The organism is Campylobacter sp. CH186 (assembly GCF_004378925.1).
GTDB classification, from domain to species: Bacteria; Campylobacterota; Campylobacteria; order Campylobacterales; family Campylobacteraceae; genus Campylobacter_D; species Campylobacter_D jejuni.
Window position 1 is genome coordinate 95,486 of sequence record NZ_RYYB01000004.1, and the last position, 20,579, is coordinate 116,064.

At 29.9% G+C, this 20,579-nt stretch carries 22 protein-coding genes; 6 read left to right on the forward strand and 16 right to left on the reverse strand.

The genetic code is table 11. The features are described 5' to 3' along the window. Positions 1 to 4: 4 nt before the first annotated feature. The 15 genes from xseA to ELQ09_RS05250 all read right to left on the reverse strand — a co-directional run bounded on the left by xseA (position 5) and on the right by ELQ09_RS05250 (position 15,357). On the reverse strand, positions 5 to 1,168 hold the full coding sequence (gene xseA / locus ELQ09_RS05180) for an exodeoxyribonuclease VII large subunit (RefSeq protein ID WP_134224766.1): 1,164 nt from the start codon (positions 1,166 to 1,168) through the stop codon (positions 5 to 7). Next, positions 1,165 to 1,872, reverse strand: coding sequence for a bifunctional demethylmenaquinone methyltransferase/2-methoxy-6-polyprenyl-1,4-benzoquinol methylase UbiE (gene ubiE / locus ELQ09_RS05185; RefSeq protein ID WP_002872421.1), 708 nt, complete (start codon positions 1,870 to 1,872; stop codon positions 1,165 to 1,167). The genes xseA and ubiE overlap by 4 nt, the downstream gene beginning before the upstream one ends. A gap of 2 nt (positions 1,873 to 1,874) precedes the next feature. Next, the gene (locus tag ELQ09_RS05190; RefSeq protein WP_002892855.1) at positions 1,875 to 3,071 is read right to left on the reverse strand and encodes a hypothetical protein; all 1,197 of its coding nucleotides are present in this window, start codon (positions 3,069 to 3,071) and stop codon (positions 1,875 to 1,877) included. Positions 3,072 to 3,116: 45 nt separating this feature from the next. After that, a complete protein-coding gene (gene perR / locus ELQ09_RS05195) occupies positions 3,117 to 3,527 on the reverse strand; it encodes a peroxide-responsive transcriptional repressor PerR (protein WP_002876900.1) in 411 nt (136 codons plus the stop codon). 85 nt (positions 3,528 to 3,612) lie between these two features. Continuing rightward, the gene (gene dxs / locus ELQ09_RS05200; RefSeq protein ID WP_070316710.1) at positions 3,613 to 5,460 is read right to left on the reverse strand and encodes a 1-deoxy-D-xylulose-5-phosphate synthase; all 1,848 of its coding nucleotides are present in this window, start codon (positions 5,458 to 5,460) and stop codon (positions 3,613 to 3,615) included. Beyond that, positions 5,453 to 6,283 (reverse strand): flagellar assembly protein FliH, encoded by an 831-nt coding sequence (gene fliH / locus ELQ09_RS05205; protein ID WP_002876898.1) that lies wholly within the window; start codon positions 6,281 to 6,283, stop codon positions 5,453 to 5,455. Before fliH ends, dxs begins: the two co-directional genes overlap by 8 nt. A gap of 7 nt (positions 6,284 to 6,290) precedes the next feature. Beyond that, entirely contained in the window at positions 6,291 to 7,319 is a 1,029-nt protein-coding gene (gene fliG / locus ELQ09_RS05210) for a flagellar motor switch protein FliG (protein WP_002854670.1), read from the reverse strand. Then, positions 7,319 to 9,001, reverse strand: coding sequence for a flagellar basal-body MS-ring/collar protein FliF (gene fliF / locus ELQ09_RS05215; protein ID WP_070316709.1), 1,683 nt, complete (start codon positions 8,999 to 9,001; stop codon positions 7,319 to 7,321). The genes fliG and fliF overlap by 1 nt, the downstream gene beginning before the upstream one ends. Before the next feature lie 51 nt (positions 9,002 to 9,052). Further along, entirely contained in the window at positions 9,053 to 10,147 is a 1,095-nt protein-coding gene (hisC, locus tag ELQ09_RS05220; protein WP_134224767.1) for a histidinol-phosphate transaminase, read from the reverse strand. Continuing rightward, a complete protein-coding gene (pheA, locus tag ELQ09_RS05225; protein WP_126393744.1) occupies positions 10,137 to 11,210 on the reverse strand; it encodes a prephenate dehydratase in 1,074 nt (357 codons plus the stop codon). The genes hisC and pheA overlap by 11 nt, the downstream gene beginning before the upstream one ends. Then, positions 11,198 to 11,965, reverse strand: coding sequence for an HAD-IIA family hydrolase (locus tag ELQ09_RS05230; RefSeq protein ID WP_088303851.1), 768 nt, complete (start codon positions 11,963 to 11,965; stop codon positions 11,198 to 11,200). The genes pheA and ELQ09_RS05230 overlap by 13 nt, the downstream gene beginning before the upstream one ends. 1 nt (position 11,966) lies before the next feature. Then, positions 11,967 to 13,175 carry a diaminopimelate decarboxylase gene (gene lysA, locus ELQ09_RS05235; protein ID WP_134224768.1) on the reverse strand — a complete coding sequence of 403 codons (1,209 nt, stop codon included), beginning with the start codon at positions 13,173 to 13,175 and terminating at the stop codon, positions 11,967 to 11,969. A 43-nt stretch (positions 13,176 to 13,218) separates the two neighbouring features. Continuing rightward, positions 13,219 to 14,277 (reverse strand): LptF/LptG family permease, encoded by a 1,059-nt coding sequence (locus ELQ09_RS05240; protein ID WP_134224769.1) that lies wholly within the window; start codon positions 14,275 to 14,277, stop codon positions 13,219 to 13,221. Between the two features lies 1 nt (position 14,278). After that, positions 14,279 to 14,824, reverse strand: a complete 546-nt coding sequence (gene pth, locus ELQ09_RS05245) for an aminoacyl-tRNA hydrolase (RefSeq protein WP_070316701.1) — start codon at positions 14,822 to 14,824, stop codon at positions 14,279 to 14,281. Then, on the reverse strand, positions 14,821 to 15,357 hold the full coding sequence (locus tag ELQ09_RS05250) for a 50S ribosomal protein L25/general stress protein Ctc (RefSeq protein WP_002791314.1): 537 nt from the start codon (positions 15,355 to 15,357) through the stop codon (positions 14,821 to 14,823). Before ELQ09_RS05250 ends, pth begins: the two co-directional genes overlap by 4 nt. Positions 15,358 to 15,487: 130 nt before the next feature. Between ELQ09_RS05250 and ELQ09_RS05255 the strand changes: the two genes are divergently transcribed. The 3 genes from ELQ09_RS05255 to bioD are packed head-to-tail and all read left to right on the forward strand — an operon-like array spanning position 15,488 to position 16,758. Then, positions 15,488 to 15,826 carry a multidrug efflux SMR transporter gene (locus ELQ09_RS05255; RefSeq protein ID WP_134224770.1) on the forward strand — a complete coding sequence of 113 codons (339 nt, stop codon included), beginning with the start codon at positions 15,488 to 15,490 and terminating at the stop codon, positions 15,824 to 15,826. Between the two features lie 2 nt (positions 15,827 to 15,828). Further along, positions 15,829 to 16,143: a multidrug efflux SMR transporter gene (locus ELQ09_RS05260; RefSeq protein WP_134224771.1), complete on the forward strand. Its 315-nt coding sequence runs from the start codon at positions 15,829 to 15,831 to the stop codon at positions 16,141 to 16,143. Positions 16,144 to 16,152: 9 nt separating this feature from the next. Beyond that, positions 16,153 to 16,758: an ATP-dependent dethiobiotin synthetase BioD gene (bioD, locus tag ELQ09_RS05265; protein WP_134224772.1), complete on the forward strand. Its 606-nt coding sequence runs from the start codon at positions 16,153 to 16,155 to the stop codon at positions 16,756 to 16,758. On the opposite strand, the gene ELQ09_RS05270 is transcribed toward bioD, so the two are convergent. After that, positions 16,745 to 18,028 (reverse strand): adenosylmethionine--8-amino-7-oxononanoate transaminase, encoded by a 1,284-nt coding sequence (locus tag ELQ09_RS05270; RefSeq protein WP_134224773.1) that lies wholly within the window; start codon positions 18,026 to 18,028, stop codon positions 16,745 to 16,747. The two genes, bioD and ELQ09_RS05270, sit on opposite strands and share 14 nt — an antisense overlap. A 67-nt stretch (positions 18,029 to 18,095) precedes the next feature. On the opposite strand from ELQ09_RS05270, the gene ELQ09_RS05275 reads away from it, so the two are divergent. The 3 genes from ELQ09_RS05275 to bioC are packed head-to-tail and all read left to right on the forward strand — an operon-like array spanning position 18,096 to position 20,529. Next, positions 18,096 to 19,238, forward strand: coding sequence for a pyridoxal phosphate-dependent aminotransferase family protein (locus ELQ09_RS05275; protein ID WP_088303856.1), 1,143 nt, complete (start codon positions 18,096 to 18,098; stop codon positions 19,236 to 19,238). After that, complete coding sequence (locus ELQ09_RS05280; RefSeq protein ID WP_088303857.1) at positions 19,235 to 19,846, forward strand: pimeloyl-ACP methyl esterase BioG family protein; 612 nt, start codon at positions 19,235 to 19,237, stop codon at positions 19,844 to 19,846. The genes ELQ09_RS05275 and ELQ09_RS05280 overlap by 4 nt, the downstream gene beginning before the upstream one ends. Then, positions 19,843 to 20,529, forward strand: coding sequence for a malonyl-ACP O-methyltransferase BioC (gene bioC, locus ELQ09_RS05285; protein ID WP_002936890.1), 687 nt, complete (start codon positions 19,843 to 19,845; stop codon positions 20,527 to 20,529). Before ELQ09_RS05280 ends, bioC begins: the two co-directional genes overlap by 4 nt. Positions 20,530 to 20,579 lie beyond the last annotated feature (50 nt).

Genomic DNA, 20,579 nt, shown 5'->3' on the forward strand with positions numbered 1-20,579 from the left:
ATCCTTATAAAATTTTTGCTTCTTTTTGAGAAGTTTGAGAACTTAAAATAACGATATCATCACTCTTAAGATCTTCTAAATTTGCTATTTTACCATTTTTTCTGATACAAATAAACTTTTTGCTTTTATTAAAAAAATTCTCATGTTGCAAATAGGCATTTTGCAATTTATCTAATTTTAATTCATTATAACGCATTTGATTTGCCAGTAGATGATTTAATTGCTTTTCTATATTATGGCTTTGTTTTATTTTTTCATCTATTATTTTTGGCAAAGAATTAAATTTGAAAAATTTGCTTAAATTTAAAAGCAAATTTTCATAATTTTGTATTTTATGATTCCAAAGTTGCATTAATTTTTCTTCCATTAAATCCAAACTTTGCTCTATATCCAGCTTAGAATAAAACAAAGTATCTATAGCAGCTGAGGGCGTTGGAGCTCTAAAATCTGCAACAAAATCACTAATAACATAATCAATCTCATGTCCTATGGCTGAAATAATAGGAGTTTTTGCTTTAAAAATCTCTCTTGCTAAATTTTCATCATTAAAACAAAAAAGATCTTCCCTGCTTCCTCCACCACGTGCTATAATAAGAACATCTAAATCCATATCATCGGCTTTTTTTAAAGCTTGTATAAGAGAAAAAGGAGCATTATTTCCTTGAGTTAAAGCATCAAAAATATAAATTTTTGCCAAAAAATATTCTTTGTGATGAATAAGTTTTAGCATATCTTGCAAAGCAGCAGAAGTTTTTGAAGTGATAATGCCTACTTTTTTAGGAAATTTTGGCAAAGATTTTTTAAAGCGTGGATCAAAAAGTCCTTCTTTTTGCAAACGCTCTTTTAAAGCCAAAAACTGTGCTTCCAAATCCCCAAAACCTGCTTTTTTCATACTAGTAGCGATAAATTGATAACGACCGCTTTCAGGATATAAACTCACACTTCCACAAAGCTCTAAAAAATCCCCCACCGCTGGTTTAAACGCGACTTTTAAATTAGCTGCTTTAAACATAGCACAAGCAATGCTTGATCTTTCATCTTTTAAATCAAAATACCAATGCCCTGAACCATGTAAAGTAATTTTTGAAATTTCTCCACTTAAAACTATATCATCAAAATGTGTTTCTAATAAAGCCTTTGCCTTAAGATTTAATTCTGTTGGTGTCATAGTTTTTTTGCTATAAACATTGAACTCACGCCAAAGCTAAAACTTTTATAATCAAGCATTTCAAAACCAGCATTTTTAAGTTCCAAGATGAACTCTTCCTTACTTAAAAATCCCTCAATAGAGTTTGGTAAATACTCATAAGCACTTTTATTTTTACTGATTATCCCACCTATACTTGGTAAAATATTTTTAAGATAAAAATCTCTACAAGCTGCTATAAATCCACCCTTTTCTCTTTTTGTAAATTCCAAAACTACCAAAATACCATCTTTTTGAAGTACTCTAGCAAATTCACTTAAGGCTTTTTGTCTTTCTACAACATTGCGAATGCCATAACTAATGCTTAAAATATCTAAACTTTGACTTTCTAAAGGTAAATTTTGCGCCCCTGCTTCTATAAATTCGACATTTGGAAATTTTTCTTTTGCAACATTTAGCATGCCACTACTTGGATCAATACCTTTAATATTTAAAATATTTTTTTCCATTTTTAAAGCACTCTCTTGCCAAATCTCTATCATATCCCCTGTGCCACAGGCAATATCAGCGATTTTTAAATCTTTTTTTAAATACAAACTCATCACTCTTTGACAAGCTTTTTTGCGCCACGCTACATCAGCTCCAAAGCTTAAAATTCTATTTGCCTTATCATAAGTAGGTGCAATTTGATTAAACATTTCTATAATTTTTTCTTGTTTTTGCATTTTTATCCTTTGTAAATTTTCAAATTTTTACTTGATTTTTTAAGCAATTTGCAAAATTTATTTTTATTATTGATTATTTTCGAAAAAATATTTTTATCCCTATCTTTGCAATATTTTTCATAAAGTTTGTTTAAATTTTTTATCTCTAAAAAACGATAAAAATATTCTAAAAATATTGCCAATTCAAAAAAACTATTTTCAAAAAGCTCTAAATCAAAATTTTTTAGTATATTTTTTCTAAATAAAATAATTTTTTTTCTAAGTTCTAACGCAACAAGTTGTTTAAAAAACCTATCTTTGCAATCGCCTTCATAAAAAGAATTTTCCTTTATGAAAAAATCAAAATCATTAAACAAATCTTGGATTTTTTCATCGCTTAAAAATAGCAATAAATCTTGATTTGAATTTTCACTTGCTAAAATATCTTGAGTTTTTTTCGTTATATCTTTAAACTTTAAAGCCAAAATATTACTCAAATTTTTATCTAAAATAGTATTCATGCTTGATAAAACTATATACAAGCTTCTTGAATAAAATAAAAATTCGCATAAACTTTGCTTATCTTTTCTCTCTAAAGATAAAGTCCAATAAAATTTTAATTTTTTAAATAAATAAAATAAAAAAATTCTAAATCCATCATAAGCATTAATATAATTTGGAAAATCCAAGCTAAAATTCTGATTTTTTTCTATAATTTTAAAACATTTCTCTATATCAAAATTTTGATATTCAAAACCATATAAAACAATATGTTTAGAATTTAAATCATGATGTAATTCTTTTTGAATTTTAAAATCTTTAGGAATTTTAAATTCATTGGAACTATCCAAAGTTGGAAAAAATATTTTTAAAATACAAATTTTAGGCTCTTCATAAATATCAATATAACTTTTTAAAGAGCAAAATTTAAATTCGAAGCGTTCTTTTTTAATACTCTTTCCTATAATCTTTTTTCGAGCTTTTTCAAATTTTTTTTTAGAAATTTTCTCTTCTTGATTCTGTTCTAAAATTGAATTATTAAATTTTGTAATTTTATAAAATTCATTGCAAAAACTTTGAAATTTAACACTATGATTTGAAGTTATTTGAGTATAAAAAGTTTCAAATTTAGAATTTCGAAAAGGTATATTATCTTTTTTTAAATTCTCTAAAAGAGTGCAATCAGATAGTAAAAAGTTTTTTTGAATTTCATAAACCATTAAAATAACCCTTAAAATATATGGGTTATTTTAACCTTATTTTGCTTAATGACACTTTTTGCAACTATCAACATAAGCACAAACAGACAGATGATTGACGAGATTGCCTATCTTTTTTTCTAAATGCTCTTGATATTCATAAAGCTTAGCATCTTTAAAACTTAAATCCTCTATACCACCACATTTGGTGCAAACAACATGAATATGTTCTTCTTCATAAATATCGTAACAAGTTTTTTGATTTAAAACATTGATTTCAACAACTAAACCTTGTTCTTGTAAAGTATTAAGATTTTTATAAACCGTCGCTAAAGAGATTGAAGGGTATTCTTTTTTAATTTCTGTATATAATTCATCAATATTAGGATGCTCATGTCTTTTTAAAATTTTTAAAACACATAGTCTTTGCGGAGTAGCTTTTAACTCATGTTTTTTAAGCATTTGTAGTAATTCCATTTTATTTATTCCTTGCTTTTTTAAGTAAAAATAATAATAAAATTTTTATTAAAAGAAGTTTATATTAAATAATATTTTTTATTATTTAATGATAAAATTTTAAAACTTTTGTCAACAAACTATTGACATCTTTTTCTAGATTTTTTTCCACCTCACTTGTTTTTCCATGTTCAATAAATTTGTCTTCATATTCAAAGCTAACAACTTTTACATGCAAATCATATTTTTGTAAAAAATTATTAATTAAACTTTCTATACCGCCAATTTTAACATTTTCACTAAAAATAAACCAAATTTTACTTTTTTTAGCAAGCTCACACAAAAGCTCTTCATCTAAAGGTTTAGCAAAAATTAAATCAATCAAATTAGCATTATTATTCATTTCTTGCAAGGCTCTTAAGACTTGCCACGCTTTTGCCACACCTTGTCCATAACCTAAAAAAGCAATTTCACTATTATTTTTTACAAGCCATTGTGCCTTACCAAGTTTTATCTCACAAGGATTAAATTCTTTATCCAAAATAAAACTCCCTCTAGGATAACGAAAAGCAATAGGTCCTTGATGTAAATAAGCATACTCCATTATATTTTGCATCATTTGTTCATCTCTTGGGGCTAAAAGAGTGAAATTTGGCAAAGGAGCTAAAAAACTAAGATCAAAAACACCTTGATGCGTCTCCCCATCTTCGCCTACTATCCCTGCTCTATCCATAGCAAAAACCACATTTAAATTCATAATCGCACAATCATGGATCACTTGATCATAAGCACGCTGCAAAAAGGTGCTATATATTGTAATAAAAGGTTTAAATCCTTCTTTTGCCATAGCGGCCATAGAAGTTACTGCATGCTGTTCTGCAATAGCCACATCCCAAAAACGATTTGGATATTTTTCTATAAGCTTATCAAGACCTGTTCCACTTGGCATAGCCGCCGTAACCCCAACAATATTTTCATATTTTGAGGCTAAATCAAGCAAATTCTTAGAAAAAATTTCAGTAGCAGATTTTTTAGTATCACTTTTTTTAACACTCTCTCCACTATCTATATCAAAGGCTCCCACCCCGTGCCATTTAGCATGTTTTCCTTCAGCTAAAGCATAGCCTTTACCCTTTATGGTTTGAGCATGTATCACACAAGGCTTTTGCATAGCTTTTGCTTGTTTTAATGCAGAAATAATTTCACCTAAATTATGTCCATCAATAGGCCCTATATATTCAAGCCCTAATTCTTCAAACAAAAGCCCAGGAGTAATAAGTTTAAAACTCTCTTCAAAACGCTTAGCCATATAAGTAGCACTATCAGGCAATATATCCAACATTTTAGCAATACGCTTTTTAAAACTTTGATAAAACTGCGTTGCCATAGCCTGAGAAAGATACTTTGAAATTGCTCCAATTGGTTTTGAGATACTCATTTCATTATCATTTAAAAGTATTACGCAAGGAAATTTAGAATCACCCAATTCATTTAAAGCCTCATAGGCCATACCCGCACTTAAAGCACCATCTCCAATCAAAGCAACAGGAATACGCTTTTCACCCTTTAAAGCAATGGCCTTACAAGCACCTACTGCCAAAGAAATAGAGGTGCTAGAATGCCCTGCTACAAAATAATCTCCCTCGCTAGGTTTTGTATAACCACTTAGACCATTGATTTGTCTTAAAGTATCAAATATTTCTTCTTTTCCGCTTAAAAGCTTGTGTGTATAAGACTGATGCGACACATCAAAAATAAAAGGATCTTTTTTTGCATCAAAAACCAAATGCATTGCTATACTAAGTTCTACAGCACCCAAATTTGAACTTAAATGCCCACCATTTTTACTCACAACTTGTATGATTTTTTCACGCATAGATACTGCTAAATTTTCTAATTCTTTTAAACTTAGCTTTTCTAACTCTTCTTGAGTATGGGCAAATTTTTTACTCATTATTCACCATTTTTTTAATTTTAGTTAGACGAGAGTTAAGATTGGATTCTATATTGCCTGCGTCACTTATAATAACAACACTTCCTTTGCTAATTGCATCATCAAGACTTATTTTAATATGAGCATTCTGATCAAATTGCTCTTTTAAATACTCATAATCCTCTGCATTAACCTTAAGCTCAATTGCACTAGCACCCTTAAGCTCGCCGATTAAATCTTTGGCCAAAGCATAAGCTATCTTACTTGAATTTAGTTCAAGCTCTTTTAAGATTACTTCTTTAGCGATATCTATAGCAGTATCTGCTAATTCTTTCTCATTTTTTTCTATGAAATTTTCAAGATTTTCGCAAGCATTATCGAGTTTGGCTATACTTTTTAAATACTTATCTTTAAAATCACTCAATTCCTTTTGAAATTCTTCTTTTGCTTTCTCATAACCTTCTTTGGCAAATTTTTCTTTAGCATTTTCAAGTTCTGAATTTAAGCGGTTATTAAATTCATTCTCTTGGCTTTCTATTTGCATTTGAAGTTTAATAATATTGCTTGACATTTCATCTGTTTTTTTAAGCAAATCTTCAACAAAGCTTGGTTGAAATGTTGGAATTTGAGTTTCCATAACAGCTTGCGTAGGGGCAATGGCTTGATTTTCTTCGACTGGTTTTTCATCATTTAAAGATATATTAGCATTTTCTTCATCTGGAGTTTGAGTATGTTTTTTTTCACCTGTATGATTATCAAATTCTGAAATAACTTTAAAACGATATCCTTCAACAACATGCTGATCAGAAGCCCCACCAGAAATTACATTGCTACGATTAACCATCTCTCACCTACTCTATCATTTCATCCGCATCGCCTGTTTGAACAAGACCTTGTTCTGCAAGTTTTTGCACCACTTCAACAACCTTTCTTTGCGCATCTTCAACATCTTTAACACGCACAGCACCCAAAAAACCCATTTCTTCAAGAAAAGCTTCGCTTGCACGCGTAGACATATTGGCTAAGAATTTTTGCTTTAACTCTTCACTTGCACCTTTTAAACCTATCATTAAATCACGCTTATCGGCTACTTTTAAAATTTCTCTTATAGCTTGAGTGCTAAGTTTTTGTATATCATCGAAAGTAAACATAAGCTCTTTAATAGTCTCTGCTAAGCGTTCATCACTTTGTTCAATATAAGTAATGGTTGATTTGCTTGCTTTTTGACCCAAACGATTAAGCACTTCTGCTACCGCTCTTGGGCCGCCCACTTCAACCTTATAAGAGGTAAGACTTTCAAGCTTGCTTTCTAACACTGCAGAAACTCTTTTAATAATACTTGGAGAAATATCGCCAAGATTTGCCATTCTTATAACCACCTCAGCCCTTAATTCATCACTAAAATACTCTAAAGTTTCTGCCGCATGAATAGAATCCATGTGTGCCAAAATAAGAGCGATGGTTTGTGGGTGCTCTTTGGTAATAAAGTCTGCAAGTTGCTGTGGTTTAATTTGTGCCAAATAAGCAAAATTTTGATTATTCTCCATACTTTTAGTAAGTTTTTCAAGAATTTTATTTGCAATCTCTGGCCCAAAAGTACGAAAAAGTATTTCTTTAGCATATTCCAAACCACCACTTTTAATATATTGATTTGATTGAAGCAGAGTGTAAAATTCTTCTAAAACCGCAGTAGCTACAGATCTATCAACATTTTTAGCCATAGCAATATAACGTGAAATTTCTGTAATTACATCAATTTCCATATGTGAAAACACAGAAGTTGTTGCATCTTCGCCAAGTTGTATAAGAAATATCGCTACCTTCTCAGGCATCGATAAATCATCATAGACCATTTTTTGTTCTTCACTTAGCTTTATCATCACATATCCTTTTCGCCAAATTCGCTATCATTTTGAATTAAGTTTTGCAAAAGTGCAGCAATTTCCTCACTTTTATCACTTACCAAACCACGCAATTTTTCAAGTAAAACCTCATACTGGATAGAATCTTCATTGAAGTTATCCCCAAAACCAAGTTGTTCTTCAACTTTCTTCCTTGCTGCATTCATTTTTTCCAAAGTATCTTCAACATCATCTAAAACAGCATTTGGACCTTGCTGCATTTCTTCTTGCGCTGCGACATCTTCAAGCATTTTTTGAGTAAATGGAGCAATGACTTTTTTGTAAAAAATAAAAAGTAAAATCGCTGCAATAAAATACTTAACCGGCGGAATAAATGGCTCAACAAAACGATTGTAAAAAGTTTTAACTTTACTCTCAACTCTAATCGACTCACGATGAAATGGCAAATTTTGCACTACAACACTATCACCTCTAGTAGCGCTAAAATTAATAGTATTTTTAACTATACTCTCAACACTTGCAAGCTCTTCTTTAGTCAATGGGACATATTCACTTTTCACATCCCCATTTTCATCAACCACATCTTGATATTTTCCATCTATAGTAACAGCTGCTGAAGTGCGTAAAACTGTTGCAAATTGTTTTTTGGTATTTGTGATAGTTTTAGAAAGTTCATTATTTGTAGTAACTTGATTTTTTTTATAAGTGTCAATTTGACCTTTATTGTCAAGTCCTTCAACAGGACCTATATTAGAAACAGCACCTGGAACACCCTGAATTTCTGGATCTTTTCTACCTGTTCTTTCTTCGTTTAAAGTCTGCTCACTACGCACTATAGGATTTGGATCATAAATTTCACTTTGAGATTCTTGCTTGGAAAAATCAAAATCTATATTTACACTCACTTTTACTTTATCCATACCACCTGCAAAAGGAGCTAAATTTTCTATAATCTTATCTTCTAAAGCTTTTTCTTGATCACTTTTAAATTTAATTTGCGCACGAACTAAGTCATCTTCATATGCTTCTTGCTCATCTAAAGGCACACCACTTTGATCACTAATCTTAACATTTTCTTTAGTAAGTTTTGGAACTGCCGCTGAAACAATATTTTTTATACCATCAATTTGTTTTCTAGTAAGCTTTAAGCCTTCGCGAACATTAACAACAACTGAAGCTGTAGGCGGAATTTGCCTTTCAGTAAAAACACTATCTTTAGGAAATGCTATGTGTACAACAGCGCTACGAATAGGTTCTAAAGTCTCAATAGTTCTTGCAAGTTCGCCTTCTATGGCTCTTTGGTATTTTACCTTTTGCTCTTCATTTGTAGCTCCAAAAGCTTGAGTATCAAAAGCTTCAAAACCCACGCGACTATCTTTTATAAGACCTTCGCTTGCAATAAACATTCTTTGACGATAAACCTGATCTTGTGGAACTAAAATTTTATTTTCACTTTCTAATTTATAGGGAATATTATTTTGTTCAAGTTTAGCTACAATTGCAGCAGAAGAACTTGGGCTTACATTTTCAACTAAAACTGCATATCCATTATTTGCATTACTACCACTTCCACGAAATAAAGCTAAAAAAACCAAAAACCCAACCACTACTACAATAGATGCAGCAATCACTATACGCTGCTTGCGAGTTAAATTTTGATAAAGTTGCCCAATTTGATGAAGCATATTTTTAAAATCCATTAATTCTCATCCCTTAGTTTAGCGAATTTTGCATATTTTTATTTGATTTATCTATCTTAAAATCTTATCAAATTCTGTAAAAAATTTTTCATTTTCATAAGATGTTCCTATAGTAATGCGTATAGCATTTAAACCATAGCTTTTTAAATTTCTTATTATTATACCCTTTTTAAGCAATTTTTCAGACAAATCTGTACTATTTTTTTCATCAAAAAAATAAGTGATGAAATTTGTATAACTATCAATGATTTTAATATCATATTTTTTAGCAAATTCTTTATAAAGCTCCATTTGAGAAAAATTATTCTCTAAAGTTTTTTTAGTAAATTCATCATCATCTATTGCTGCAACTGCTGCTTTTAAAGCAAGATTACTCACATTAAAAGGTGCACGAAGCTTGTAAAATGCACTAATAATATTAGCATTAGCTATACCATAACCAATGCGTAAGCCTCCTAATCCATAAAGTTTAGAAAAAGTTCCTAAATAAAGTACATTGTCAAATTCTTTAATCAATTCACAAGGTTTTAAATGTTTTTTGCTATCTTTAAAACTTGCAAATTCATTATAAGCTGCATCAATCACAACTAAACAATCCTCATCTACACCTTTAATAAACTTGGTCACTTCACTTGCATCCAAACACTCGCCTAAAGGATTGTTTGGTAAGCATAAGAAAATGAGTTTAATTTCATCTTTGTGTGCTTCATAAAGCTTTTTAAACTCATTTAAATCATGAGTAATGCTTTGAGTTTTATAGCACTTTGCACCGCATTGTTTGGCATAAATTTCATACATAGCAAAGGTAACTCCAGCTTGCAAAAAAGCATTTTTAGAATTTAACTTAGCATGTATAGCAAATTCAATCACTTGATCACTACCTGCACCAATGATAATATTTTCATTTTGAACTTTATATTTTTGAGCCAATGTGCTTTTAAGTTCTATCATACTATCATCAGGGTAAAGATGAGCTTTGTTTGCATTTTGTCTTAAACATTCTATGGCTTTTGGTGGTGTACCAAAAGGATTTTCATTACTTGCTAATTTCATCACTTCTTTAACGCCATATTCTTTAGCAATAACTTCTATATCTTTGCCAGGTTCATAATTGCTTAAATGATTTAAAAATTCATTAAATTTCATCTTTTTCTCCTGATAAATAAGATCCAAGCCAAACAATCTCTTGTATATCTTTTAAGGCTTTTTTTACATTTTCATCATCAATATGCCCTTCAAAATCTATATAAAAACTGTGTAAAAATTCTTTTGATTTTACAGGACGAGATTCAAGCTTAGTAAGATTAATATTTTCTTTTTTAAACTGCTCTAATAAAAAGCTAAGCCCCCCAGGTTTATGTGCTGTGTGTGCTAAAATAGAAGTTTTACAATTTGGCATTTTAGGATTTTTAATATCGCTTAAAATTAAAAATCTTGTTTTATTGGCTGCATTATCTTCTATTTTATCAAAAAGTACGGGCACATTATAAAGTTTAGCCGCTATTTTAGAACAAATTGCTGCTGCATATTTATCTTGCGAAGCTAGGTAAGCTGCATTAGCTGTAGATTTTGAAGGAACAAATTCTATAGCACTAAGTTCATGACTTTCTAAAAATTTACGACATTGATTATAACCTTGCGGATGCGAATAAATGCGTTTGATTTCTTTTAAATTTTCATTAATTCCTACAAAAGAATGATGAATATCCATATAAATTTCGCCAAAAATTTTAAGCTCATTATACTTACCTAGACAATCTAAAGTAATGCCCACTGCACCTTCGGTATTATTTTCTATAGGTACAACACCGTATTTTGCTTCTTTGTTACTTAACTCTTTAAAAACATCTTCGATATTGGCCAAGGCTATATAACGACTCATCGCACCAAAACGACTTCTTGCTGCTTGATGCGTATAAGTTCCTTCAGGCCCTAAATAAGCTACAATTTGAGGCATTTCTAAATTTCTTGAAACTGCAAAAATTTCTTGATAAATTGCCTCTATGGCATTTTGATCTAAAAGTCCTAAATTTGCATTTTTTAAACGATTGATAATGGCTCTTTCACGCTCAGGACGATAAATACTTCCCCCACTACTTTGTTTAAGCTCACCTATACTTTTAACATAAGTCATTCTTTCATTTAAAAGATCTAAAATTTTATCATCAACCGCATCGATTTTATTTCTAAATTCTTCTAAATTTGGCATTTTAGATCCTTTAAAAACTCAAAAACACTAGGGTAAACTCCATCAAGCAAATCCGTATCAAGCCCTTTTGTGTCGCTTATCTTGCCGCTTAAAACTAGCAAGGTTTTCATGCCAAGTTCTTTTGCCTTAAGCAAGTCACCCCTAAAATCATCACTAATGATTTTAATATCTTCAAAATCGATTTTTGAATTTTGTCTTCTTATCAAATTTAAAGCTTCTTTATAAAAAACAATGCTAGGCTTACCCACAACCTCGTATTCAAAATCAATAGCATTTTTAAGCATAGCCATAATGCTACCTACACCAGGATAAGGCCTACCATCTTTTTTATAAATACTAGTTTCGTGCATAGCTATAAATCTAACTTCTCTTTTAGCCAATTCTATCATAGTGGCAAAATCTTTAAATTTAAAATCATCATAACTAGCCACAAGCACAGCACTAGGATTTACAAAATCGAGCTCAAAACCAAGATTTTCAAGACTTTTTACAAACTCATCTGCACCAAAAGCCGCAACTTTACAAGGTCTTAAAAGGTGTTTTAAAACGCTGAAAGGATCAATATAAGCATTTTCTTTTATAGCCAATCCTTTTTGCTGTAATTTTTCTAAAAAATCAAGTTTTTTTGTATTGTTAGTAATGATAAGATAAGGAAGATTTTTTGCATTTAAAAAATCAATCAATTCTTTAGCACCATGGATTAAAGATTTATCATGATCAGAAATTAAAGTCCCTTGAACATCTAAAAAAAACATTTTAAGCCTTTAAAAATTTCTCTTCTAAAGCGATTTGATCTTCAAAATTTTCTCTTTGACGGATCAATCTTACCTGTCCTTCTTCAAGGGCTAATTCGCAAGCTTTATTACGAGTATTGTAATTACTACTCATACTAAAACCATAAGCTCCAGTATTTTTAATAACCATTATATCGCCGCTTTGAGTGCTAGGTAAAGACCTTGCTTTAGCAAAAAAGTCTCCACTCTCACAAATTCCACCTACAACATCACATAAACTCTCTTGAGCTTGATTATAAGGTAAGATTATTTCATGATAAGCCTCGTATAAACTTGGGCGTATAAGATCATTCATCGCTCCATCTACTACAACAAAACGCTTGGTTTTATTTTGTTTTTCATAAAGCACTGAACAAACAAATTCTCCACTTTTAGCAACTAAATACCTTCCAGGCTCCATTCCTATGGTTAAATCAAGCCCATGAAGTTGTGCTAATATACCTTGTGCATAATTATAAAGATCAGGTTCACACTCATCTTTTTCATAAGCTACACCCAAACCACCGCCTATATCAAAAAATTTAAGGTCGATTTGCAAGGCTTTTAACTCTCTTACAAGTTTTGCAACAATGCCTGCTGCTTCATGAATGGGAGAAATATCTAAAAGTTGCGAACCTATATGAAAATGCACTCCAACGGGCTCTAAAAAAGATGAATTTTTTGCATAAAGATACATTTTTCTTGCTATATCAATTTCAACACCAAATTTATTTTCATTTAATCCTGTAGAAATATAAGGGTGAGTTTTTGCATCAACATTTGGATTAACACGGATACTGATTCTTGCCTTTAGATTAAGTTCTTTAGCCACACTTTCTAAAAGCATCATTTCAGCTTCGCTTTCAAGGTTAATATATAAAATATCATATTCTAAAGCTTGTCTTAACTCTTCTTTGGTTTTTCCTACTCCACTAAAAATAATCTTATAAGCTTTTGCTCCTGCTTTTAAGGCACGCTTTACCTCGCCTATACTTACACAATCAAATCCACTATCTAAATTTGCGAGCATTTGCAACAAACTTAAATTTGAATTGGCTTTTACAGCGTAAAAAATTTGAGATTTTCTAGCCTTAAAAGCCTCTTTGAGATTTAAAAAACGCTCTTTTATGAAATCAAAATTGTAAATATAAAAAGGAGTATTAAATTCTTGCTTTAATTGTTTATAATCCATATTTAACCTTTAATTTTTATAATTTTACTACACAAAGTTTAATTTATCGATGCTTATAATACATATAAGCACTTAAACAACCCAAAATTATAATAGGCACTACAATGCCAATTTCACTTGCAATCACACTATTTTCGCTTAATCTAGTAAGCAAAAACAAGACTCCCCAAATCATCAAAGTCACTACAAAAGCTATAAAAGTTACAAAAGCAAGATTAAAAAATCTTGCTATTACAGGAAAAAAATAATACATAATAAGCATTAAAAATGGTGCAAAAAAAGGAGTAAAAACAAATTTATAAAGATTGATTTTAAGAGCATCTGTATTGACATTTTGCGCCTTAAAAAGCTCAAAACTTTCAAGTGCGTCAGATATTGAATAATCACTATTACTAGCAACCCCTTCTATAATCTTTGGTTTAAAACCCTCAAGTGATTTAAGCTCGAAGAAATCTTGTATCTTTAAACCATCATTAGCAAGTTCATAATTTTTAGGTAATAATGTAATATTACCATCTCGCAAAATCCAACTTTCACCCTCAAAATGGGCATTTTTAGCACTTACAAAAGAGCTTAAATTTAAATCATTGATATTAAAAATTTTTATATTTTGAGCACTATTTTGTCCATTGTTTATCTTTGAAATATAAACAAAATTATTGTTAAATTTCAAAAACACTTCTCCACTTTGATTCATAATAGTGCCATTTTTTAAAATATTTCTCTTATAATCATTTGCATAAGCAAAAGAAGTAAAATTCAATCCTATATAAATACAACAAAAAAATAAAGCCCATAAAAAAGGAAATAAAATAACATAATTTCTGCTCAGTCCTAACGCATAAAGACTTACAAATTCATTTGCTCTGATCATAGAAATCAAAGAAACTACCAAAGCAAAAATCAAAGAAATGGGTAATACATAAGGCACTGCCGAGAAAGATAAAAACATAACATAAAGCAAATCAAGATTTGCGGCTTTTGGTAGATCTTTAAAATTTAAGAGCAAATCAATACCGCAATAAAAACCAAGCAAAGAAAAAAATATAATAAAAAAAATTTTTAAATAAATCCCTGAAATAAAACGAAAAAATATCCACATCTTAAGCCTTTAGGCTGTATTTGGATGATATAGCAGACAAATCATCATTTTCAATAAGCTCAAGCAAAGCTTTTTTTGTATGCTCTAAAACTTTGCTTAAAGTTATTTCTTCTTCGGATTTAAATTTACCTAAAACATGGGAAATCACATTTTCACCCTTTCCCACTCCTATACGCACTCTTTCATAATCATTTCCACATAAAGTATCTATGCTTTTAAGCCCATTATGTCCACCACTTGAACCGCCTTTTTTAAAGCGCAAGGCTCCTAAATTTATATCTATATCATCATGGATAACTATCATTCTTTCGCATTTATAAAAATCATTCACTGCTTTTACACTAAGTCCTGAATTATTCATATAAGTGCTAGGTTTAAGAAGAATTAAAGAAGAACCTATTTTAAAAAGTTCTCCTTTAAATTTAGAGTTTGTAAGATTTGTAAAATTGCTTTCTTTTAAAAGCAAGTCAATTAGCATAAAACCGACATTATGACGGGTATTTTCATACTCTACGCCTATATTGCCAAGCCCTACGACTAAAATCATCTAGCTTTTTCTACACCTACAACCGCTACTCTATCAGCATCAATCATAGTTACTCCCGCAGGAACTACAATATCACGAACTAGTAAAGCATCACCCACATCAAGTTTACTTACATCAAGTTCGAAGAAATTTGGTAAATTTTCAGCTGCACATTTTACTTTTAATCTTCTTTTTGATTGGATTAAAACACCTTTATTTTTAAGACCTATAGCTGTTCCTGTGATTTTAACTGGAACCATGTATTTAGAAATCACACCTTTTTGCGCAACTTTTAAATCCACATGTTTAAGTTCTGCAGTTACAGGATCTTTTTGATAATCCACAACTACAACACTTAAAGTTTGAGAACCTACTTTTACATCAAAAATTAAAGTAGTTTTTTTACGAACTTCCTTAATAAACTCATTTACTTTAAAAGCGGCATTGATGTTTTCTAATCCTTTTCCATAGATGTTTGCGATTAGATAACCATCTCTTTTTAAAGCTTTAGCAGCTTTTCTACCGATACTCTCTCTAACGATACCTTCTAACATCTTTTGTCCTTTCTTAAAAATGAGCTTTGATTATATCTAATTTTGGCTTATGGAAAAGTAAATTTATAGCTTCTTTTAATTTCTTTAAGATATAATTTGTTTTATAAATTATGTTAATTTAAGGCTTCATGTGAATGAAAAATTCAATATCAATATAGCTTGGTTTTTAATAATCTTAGGCGGGATTATAGAATGTTTTTGGGTAAGTGGACTTAAGTATTCTACAGAAATTTGGCACTATATTTTAACAGCCATTGGGGTTTGTATTTCTTTTACTTGTTTTTTAAAAGCTTGTGAAAGACTTGAAGTAAGCATTGCTTATAGTGTTTTTGTAGGCATTGGCACTATAGGAGTGGTTTTAAATGAAATGTTTATTTTTAATGAGGCTGTTTCTATAGTTAAACTTGTGCTTATAGCGATTTTACTTTTAAGCATTATAGCCCTTAAATGGGTAAGCAAGGAAGCTTAAACATGGAATGGTTTTATTTGTTTTTAGCTACTACTTGTGAAATTTTTGGCGTGGCGATCATGAAAGAACTTGTAAATACTAAAAATAAGCTTTATCTTTTGGCTTTGATAGTGTGCTTTGGGTTTTCTTTTACTTTTTTAAGCTTAAGTATGCAAAATATCGCTATGAGTGTTGCTTATGCTATATGGACAGGAGCTGGAACCGCTGGTGGGGCAATGATAGGAGTGCTTTTTTATAAAGAAAGTAAAAGTTTTTTAAAACTTTTTTTAATCGCTGTGATTATTGCTTGTACAGTGGGTTTAAAATTTCTTTCTTGAGGATTTTTTGTGCAAATTTATGTAAGTGGAATACATACTGATGTAGGAAAAACACATTTTAGCGCAGTTTTTTGTGCGAATTTTAACTATGATTATTTTAAACTCATTCAAGCAGGAACTCCAACAGATAGCGAGTTTATTGCAAAATTTAGCCCAAAAACAAAGATTTTTAAAGAAGGTATTTTTTTGCAAACTCCAGCTTCCCCTCATCTTGGAAAAATCAAAGAAAAGCTTGATTATAAAGCCTTAGATATCATTTTACCAAAAAGTGAGAACCTACTTATTGAGCTTGCGGGTGGGCTTTTTTCTCCTATGGATGAAAATTACACTATGATTGATTTTATGAATATTTTTAAACACCCTACGATTTTAGTAGCAAAATACTATCTTGGAAGCATTAATCATATTTTACTTAGCATTGAAGCTTTAAAGCAAAGAAATATCAATATTTTAGCCCTTGTGATGATGGGCAAAAAAGATACCTTTCAAGATGATTTTATAAAAAATTATGCAAAAATTCCCATAATTAATCTTGATTTTTTTGATGAAAATAGCATTTTAAATAAAGATTTTAAAGAGCAAATGCAAGAAATTTTGCAACTTAAAATTTCTTAAAAATTTGTTCTAAACTCTCTACTACATAAACGATTTGTTCTTTTGTGATGATGTAAGGAGGCATAAAATAAATCGTATTTGCTAAAGGTCTTAAAAGCAAACCTTTTTCTAAGGCTTTTTGAAATACAAAAAGTCCCACACGTTCGTATTTAGAGCTTAAAATATCAAAAGCACTGATCATTCCACAAGTTCTAAAATTTCCTAAAAAATCAAATTTTTTAAGTTTTAAAAATTCTTGCTGGATAAAGGCACTTAAAATTTGATTTTTTACTAAAATATTTTCATCCTCAAAGATATCTAAAACCGCATTTGCTGCGGCGCAAGCTAAGGTATTTCCCGTATAGCTATGAGAATGTAAAAAAGCCTTTTGGCTTTCATAAGTATCATAAAAAGCATTATAAATTTCATCTCTTGTAAGCACTACAGAAAGTGGCATAAATCCACCCGTGATCCCTTTTGAAAGGCAGATAAAATCGGGGCTTTGTTTGCATTGATGTAAGGCAAACAAAGTGCCTGTGCGTCCAAAACCTACCGCAATTTCATCAAAAATCACTTGCACTCCAAATTTATGGCAAAGCTTTATGGCCTCATCAATAAACCCTGCTTCATACATATGCATATTTCCTGCACATTGCACCAAGGGTTCAAGTATAAAAGCACAAATTTCACTTGCATTTTTTTCTAAAATATCTTTTAAAATTTCAAGCTCTTTAGTATAGTCTTTACCTTGTGGCACAGGCGTGCTTAAACACTCTAAAAGCAAAGCTTTGTAAGTATCTTTATAAAGCGCTACATCTCCTACACTTAAGGCTCCTAAGGTTTCGCCATGATAAGAATTGCTTAAAGATAAAAATTTACTTTTTTTCACTCCCTTATTTAAATGATAATGAAAACTCATCTTAAGTGCTACTTCAATAGCACTTGAGCCATTATCTGCATAAAAACATTTGTTAAAATTCCTGCCTACTTTTTCGCAAAGTCTTGCAGAAAGCTTGATGATGGGCTCATGTGTAAAGCCTGCTAAGATCACATGCTCTAGCTCATCAACTTGTTTTTTAATGGCATTTGTGATTTTTTCATTACAATGACCAAAAAGATTGACCCACCAAGAACTCACACAATCCATATAAGCCTTATCATCAAAATCATAAAGCCATACGCCTTTTGCTTTTTTTATAGGGATTAAAGGTAGGGTTTCGTGATCTTTCATTTGTGTACAAGGGTGCCAAATGTGTTTTAAATCGAGATTTTTTAAGATTTGATTTTGCATTATAACTTCTTTTTTAAAAATATTTTGGCAAAATAATACTTTAAATTTTTAAATTTACAGGAAAAAAATGAAGCTTGAAAAAATTTTGCAAGATCTAGAGCAAAATCACAATCTAAGAACTCTAACGCCTTTAAAACATGAAAATAAATTTGTTTATAAGCAAGATCAAAAACTTTTAAATTTAGCAGGAAATGATTATCTTTATTTGGCGTCTTCTAAAGAGTTAAAAGCTGAGTTTTTAAACACCCTAAAAGAACAAGATTTGTTTTTTTCAAGTTCGAGTTCAAGAAGTTTGAGTGGAAATTTTGAAATTTATGAAGAATTAGAAAGTTTTTTAAAGACTAAATTTAAAGATAAGGAAATTTTACATTTTAATAGTGGCTATCATTTAAATATCTCTTGCATAGCAGCACTTTCTAGCGTTTCTAAGACGCTTTTTTTAGCTGATAAATTTATTCATGCAAGTATGATTGATGGCTTAAGACTTGGTAGAGCTGATTTTTTTCGTTTTCACCATAAAGATATAAATCATTTAGAGAGTTTAATCCAAAAACATTATGAAAATTATGAAAATATCATCGTTTTAAGCGAAGCTTTATTTAGTATGGATGGAGATTTTAGCGATTTTAAAACTTTGTGTGAGCTTAAAAAACGTTATGATAAAATTAAGCTTTATATAGATGAAGCACACAGCGTGGGTTGTTTTGATAAAGAGGGTTTGGGGCTTATTAAAAAACTAGCCTTAGAAAATGAAGTGGATTTTTTGGTTTTTACCTTTGGAAAAGCCCTTGCTTCCATAGGTGCTTGTATGATATGTGATGAAAAATATAAAAAATTTTTCATCAACAAAGCTAGAGCTTTTATTTATTCTACAGCCTTGCCGCCTATTAATGTAGCTTGGACACAATTTATTTTTAAAAAAATACCTTGTTTTAAGAAAGAAAGAGAAAAATTAGAACTTTTAAGCACTTTTTTTAAAAGTAAATTGCAAGAAAAAAATCACACTGTTTTAGGCGATGCTTATATCATTTGCTTGCTTTTAGGTGAAAATAAAAAAGCCTTAGAAATTTCACAAAAACTCCAAAAAGCTGGATTTTTTGCTCCTGCGATCAAAGAACCTACTGTGCCAAAAAATACAGCTAGAATTCGTTTTTCTTTGCACGCAGGACTTAACACAGAAGAACTTGAAAGGATAATAGAGCTTTTATGAAATATGAATTTTTATGTAAAAATCCTGATTCAAAAAAACTTATAGTGGTATTTGGAGGGTTTGCTTCACATCCTAGTCATTTTTCGCATTTAAAAAGCAATAAAAATGTGATTTTATTTTATGATTATGAAAATTTTGATTTAAATTTTGATTTCAAAGCTTTTGATGAACTTTTTTTAATCGCTTTTTCTATGGGAGTTTGCGTAGCAAATAGACTTTTAAAAGAGCTTCATTTTAAACAAAAAATAGCCATAAATGGCACAAATTTAGGCATAGATAAATTAAAAGGAATTCATTCTACAATTTTTAAAAAAACCCTGCAAAATTTTAAATTAAAATATTTTAAAGAAGTTTTATTTGAAGAACGCAAAAGCTTAGCCAAAGATTTTATTTTTAAAGATGAAAAATCTTTGAAAATAGAGCTTGAAAAACTTTTTGACTTTGCTTTAACAAAACAAGAAGAAAATTTGCTTTGGGATAAGGTTTATTCAAGTAAAGAAGATGAAATTTTTCCACCAAATGCCTTGAAAAATAGTTTTAAAAATTTGATTTTTTTAGATGAACCGCATTTTGCTTTTTTTCATTTTAAAACTTGGGATGAGCTTTGAATTTTTTAAAAGCAAAAGATTATGAAAAACATGCAAAAGTGCAAGATTTTATGGGTTTAAAACTTTGTGAAATTTTAAAAGATTTAAAAATTTCACATTTTGAAAAAGTATTTGAATTTGGTTGTGGTAGGGGTGAATTTAGCAAAAAACTTCAAAATTTCATTACTTTTAATGAGTATTTAAAAAACGATATTTTAAACTTTAAAGAAAATTCTAATATTTTAATTTTTGATATGAATGAAATTGCAAAACAAGATTTAAGTAAAGAGAAATTTGATCTTATTGTTTCAAATGCAACTTTGCAATGGCTTGATTTAAAACGCATTATACCAAGTCTTAGAAATATGCTAAATCAAAATGGAATTTTACTTCTTTCTACTTTTGCAAAACAAAATTTAAAAGAAATCAAACAAAGTACGGGTTTTGGTTTAAATTATTTTAGCTTAAATGAATTAGAGCAAATTTTTAAAGTCTATTTTGATGAAGTAAAAATCACTCAAGAACTCATAGAATTAAGCTTTAATAATACTTTAGATGTTTTCAGGCATTTAAAATTAAGCGGGGTAAATTCTTTAGGATTTTATCCTTTAAATAAAAGTTTTTTAAAAGAATTTGAAGAAAAATTTCAAAACAAACTCACTTATCATCCTGTATTTATTTTATGCAAAAATGATATAAAATGAATTTTTTGTGTTATAATCCAAAAATTAAATTTTTACACAAGGAAAACTAA

Coding starts and splice junctions, on each gene's coding strand:
- xseA (WP_134224766.1), bottom strand. CDS start 1,168: ATGACACCAACAGAATTAAATCTTAAGGCAAAGGCTTTATTAGAAACA.
- ubiE (WP_002872421.1), bottom strand. CDS start 1,872: ATGCAAAAACAAGAAAAAATTATAGAAATGTTTAATCAAATTGCACCT.
- ELQ09_RS05190 (WP_002892855.1), bottom strand. CDS start 3,071: ATGGTTTATGAAATTCAAAAAAACTTTTTACTATCTGATTGCACTCTT.
- perR (WP_002876900.1), bottom strand. CDS start 3,527: ATGGAATTACTACAAATGCTTAAAAAACATGAGTTAAAAGCTACTCCG.
- dxs (WP_070316710.1), bottom strand. CDS start 5,460: ATGAGTAAAAAATTTGCCCATACTCAAGAAGAGTTAGAAAAGCTAAGT.
- fliH (WP_002876898.1), bottom strand. CDS start 6,283: ATGGTTAATCGTAGCAATGTAATTTCTGGTGGGGCTTCTGATCAGCAT.
- fliG (WP_002854670.1), bottom strand. CDS start 7,319: ATGATAAAGCTAAGTGAAGAACAAAAAATGGTCTATGATGATTTATCG.
- fliF (WP_070316709.1), bottom strand. CDS start 9,001: ATGGATTTTAAAAATATGCTTCATCAAATTGGGCAACTTTATCAAAAT.
- hisC (WP_134224767.1), bottom strand. CDS start 10,147: ATGAAATTTAATGAATTTTTAAATCATTTAAGCAATTATGAACCTGGC.
- pheA (WP_126393744.1), bottom strand. CDS start 11,210: ATGCCAAATTTAGAAGAATTTAGAAATAAAATCGATGCGGTTGATGAT.
- ELQ09_RS05230 (WP_088303851.1), bottom strand. CDS start 11,965: ATGTTTTTTTTAGATGTTCAAGGGACTTTAATTTCTGATCATGATAAA.
- lysA (WP_134224768.1), bottom strand. CDS start 13,175: ATGGATTATAAACAATTAAAGCAAGAATTTAATACTCCTTTTTATATT.
- ELQ09_RS05240 (WP_134224769.1), bottom strand. CDS start 14,277: ATGTGGATATTTTTTCGTTTTATTTCAGGGATTTATTTAAAAATTTTT.
- pth (WP_070316701.1), bottom strand. CDS start 14,824: ATGATTTTAGTCGTAGGGCTTGGCAATATAGGCGTAGAGTATGAAAAT.
- ELQ09_RS05250 (WP_002791314.1), bottom strand. CDS start 15,357: ATGTTAGAAGGTATCGTTAGAGAGAGTATCGGTAGAAAAGCTGCTAAA.
- ELQ09_RS05260 (WP_134224771.1), top strand. CDS start 15,829: ATGGAATGGTTTTATTTGTTTTTAGCTACTACTTGTGAAATTTTTGGC.
- ELQ09_RS05270 (WP_134224773.1), bottom strand. CDS start 18,028: ATGCAAAATCAAATCTTAAAAAATCTCGATTTAAAACACATTTGGCAC.
- ELQ09_RS05275 (WP_088303856.1), top strand. CDS start 18,096: ATGAAGCTTGAAAAAATTTTGCAAGATCTAGAGCAAAATCACAATCTA.
- ELQ09_RS05280 (WP_088303857.1), top strand. CDS start 19,235: ATGAAATATGAATTTTTATGTAAAAATCCTGATTCAAAAAAACTTATA.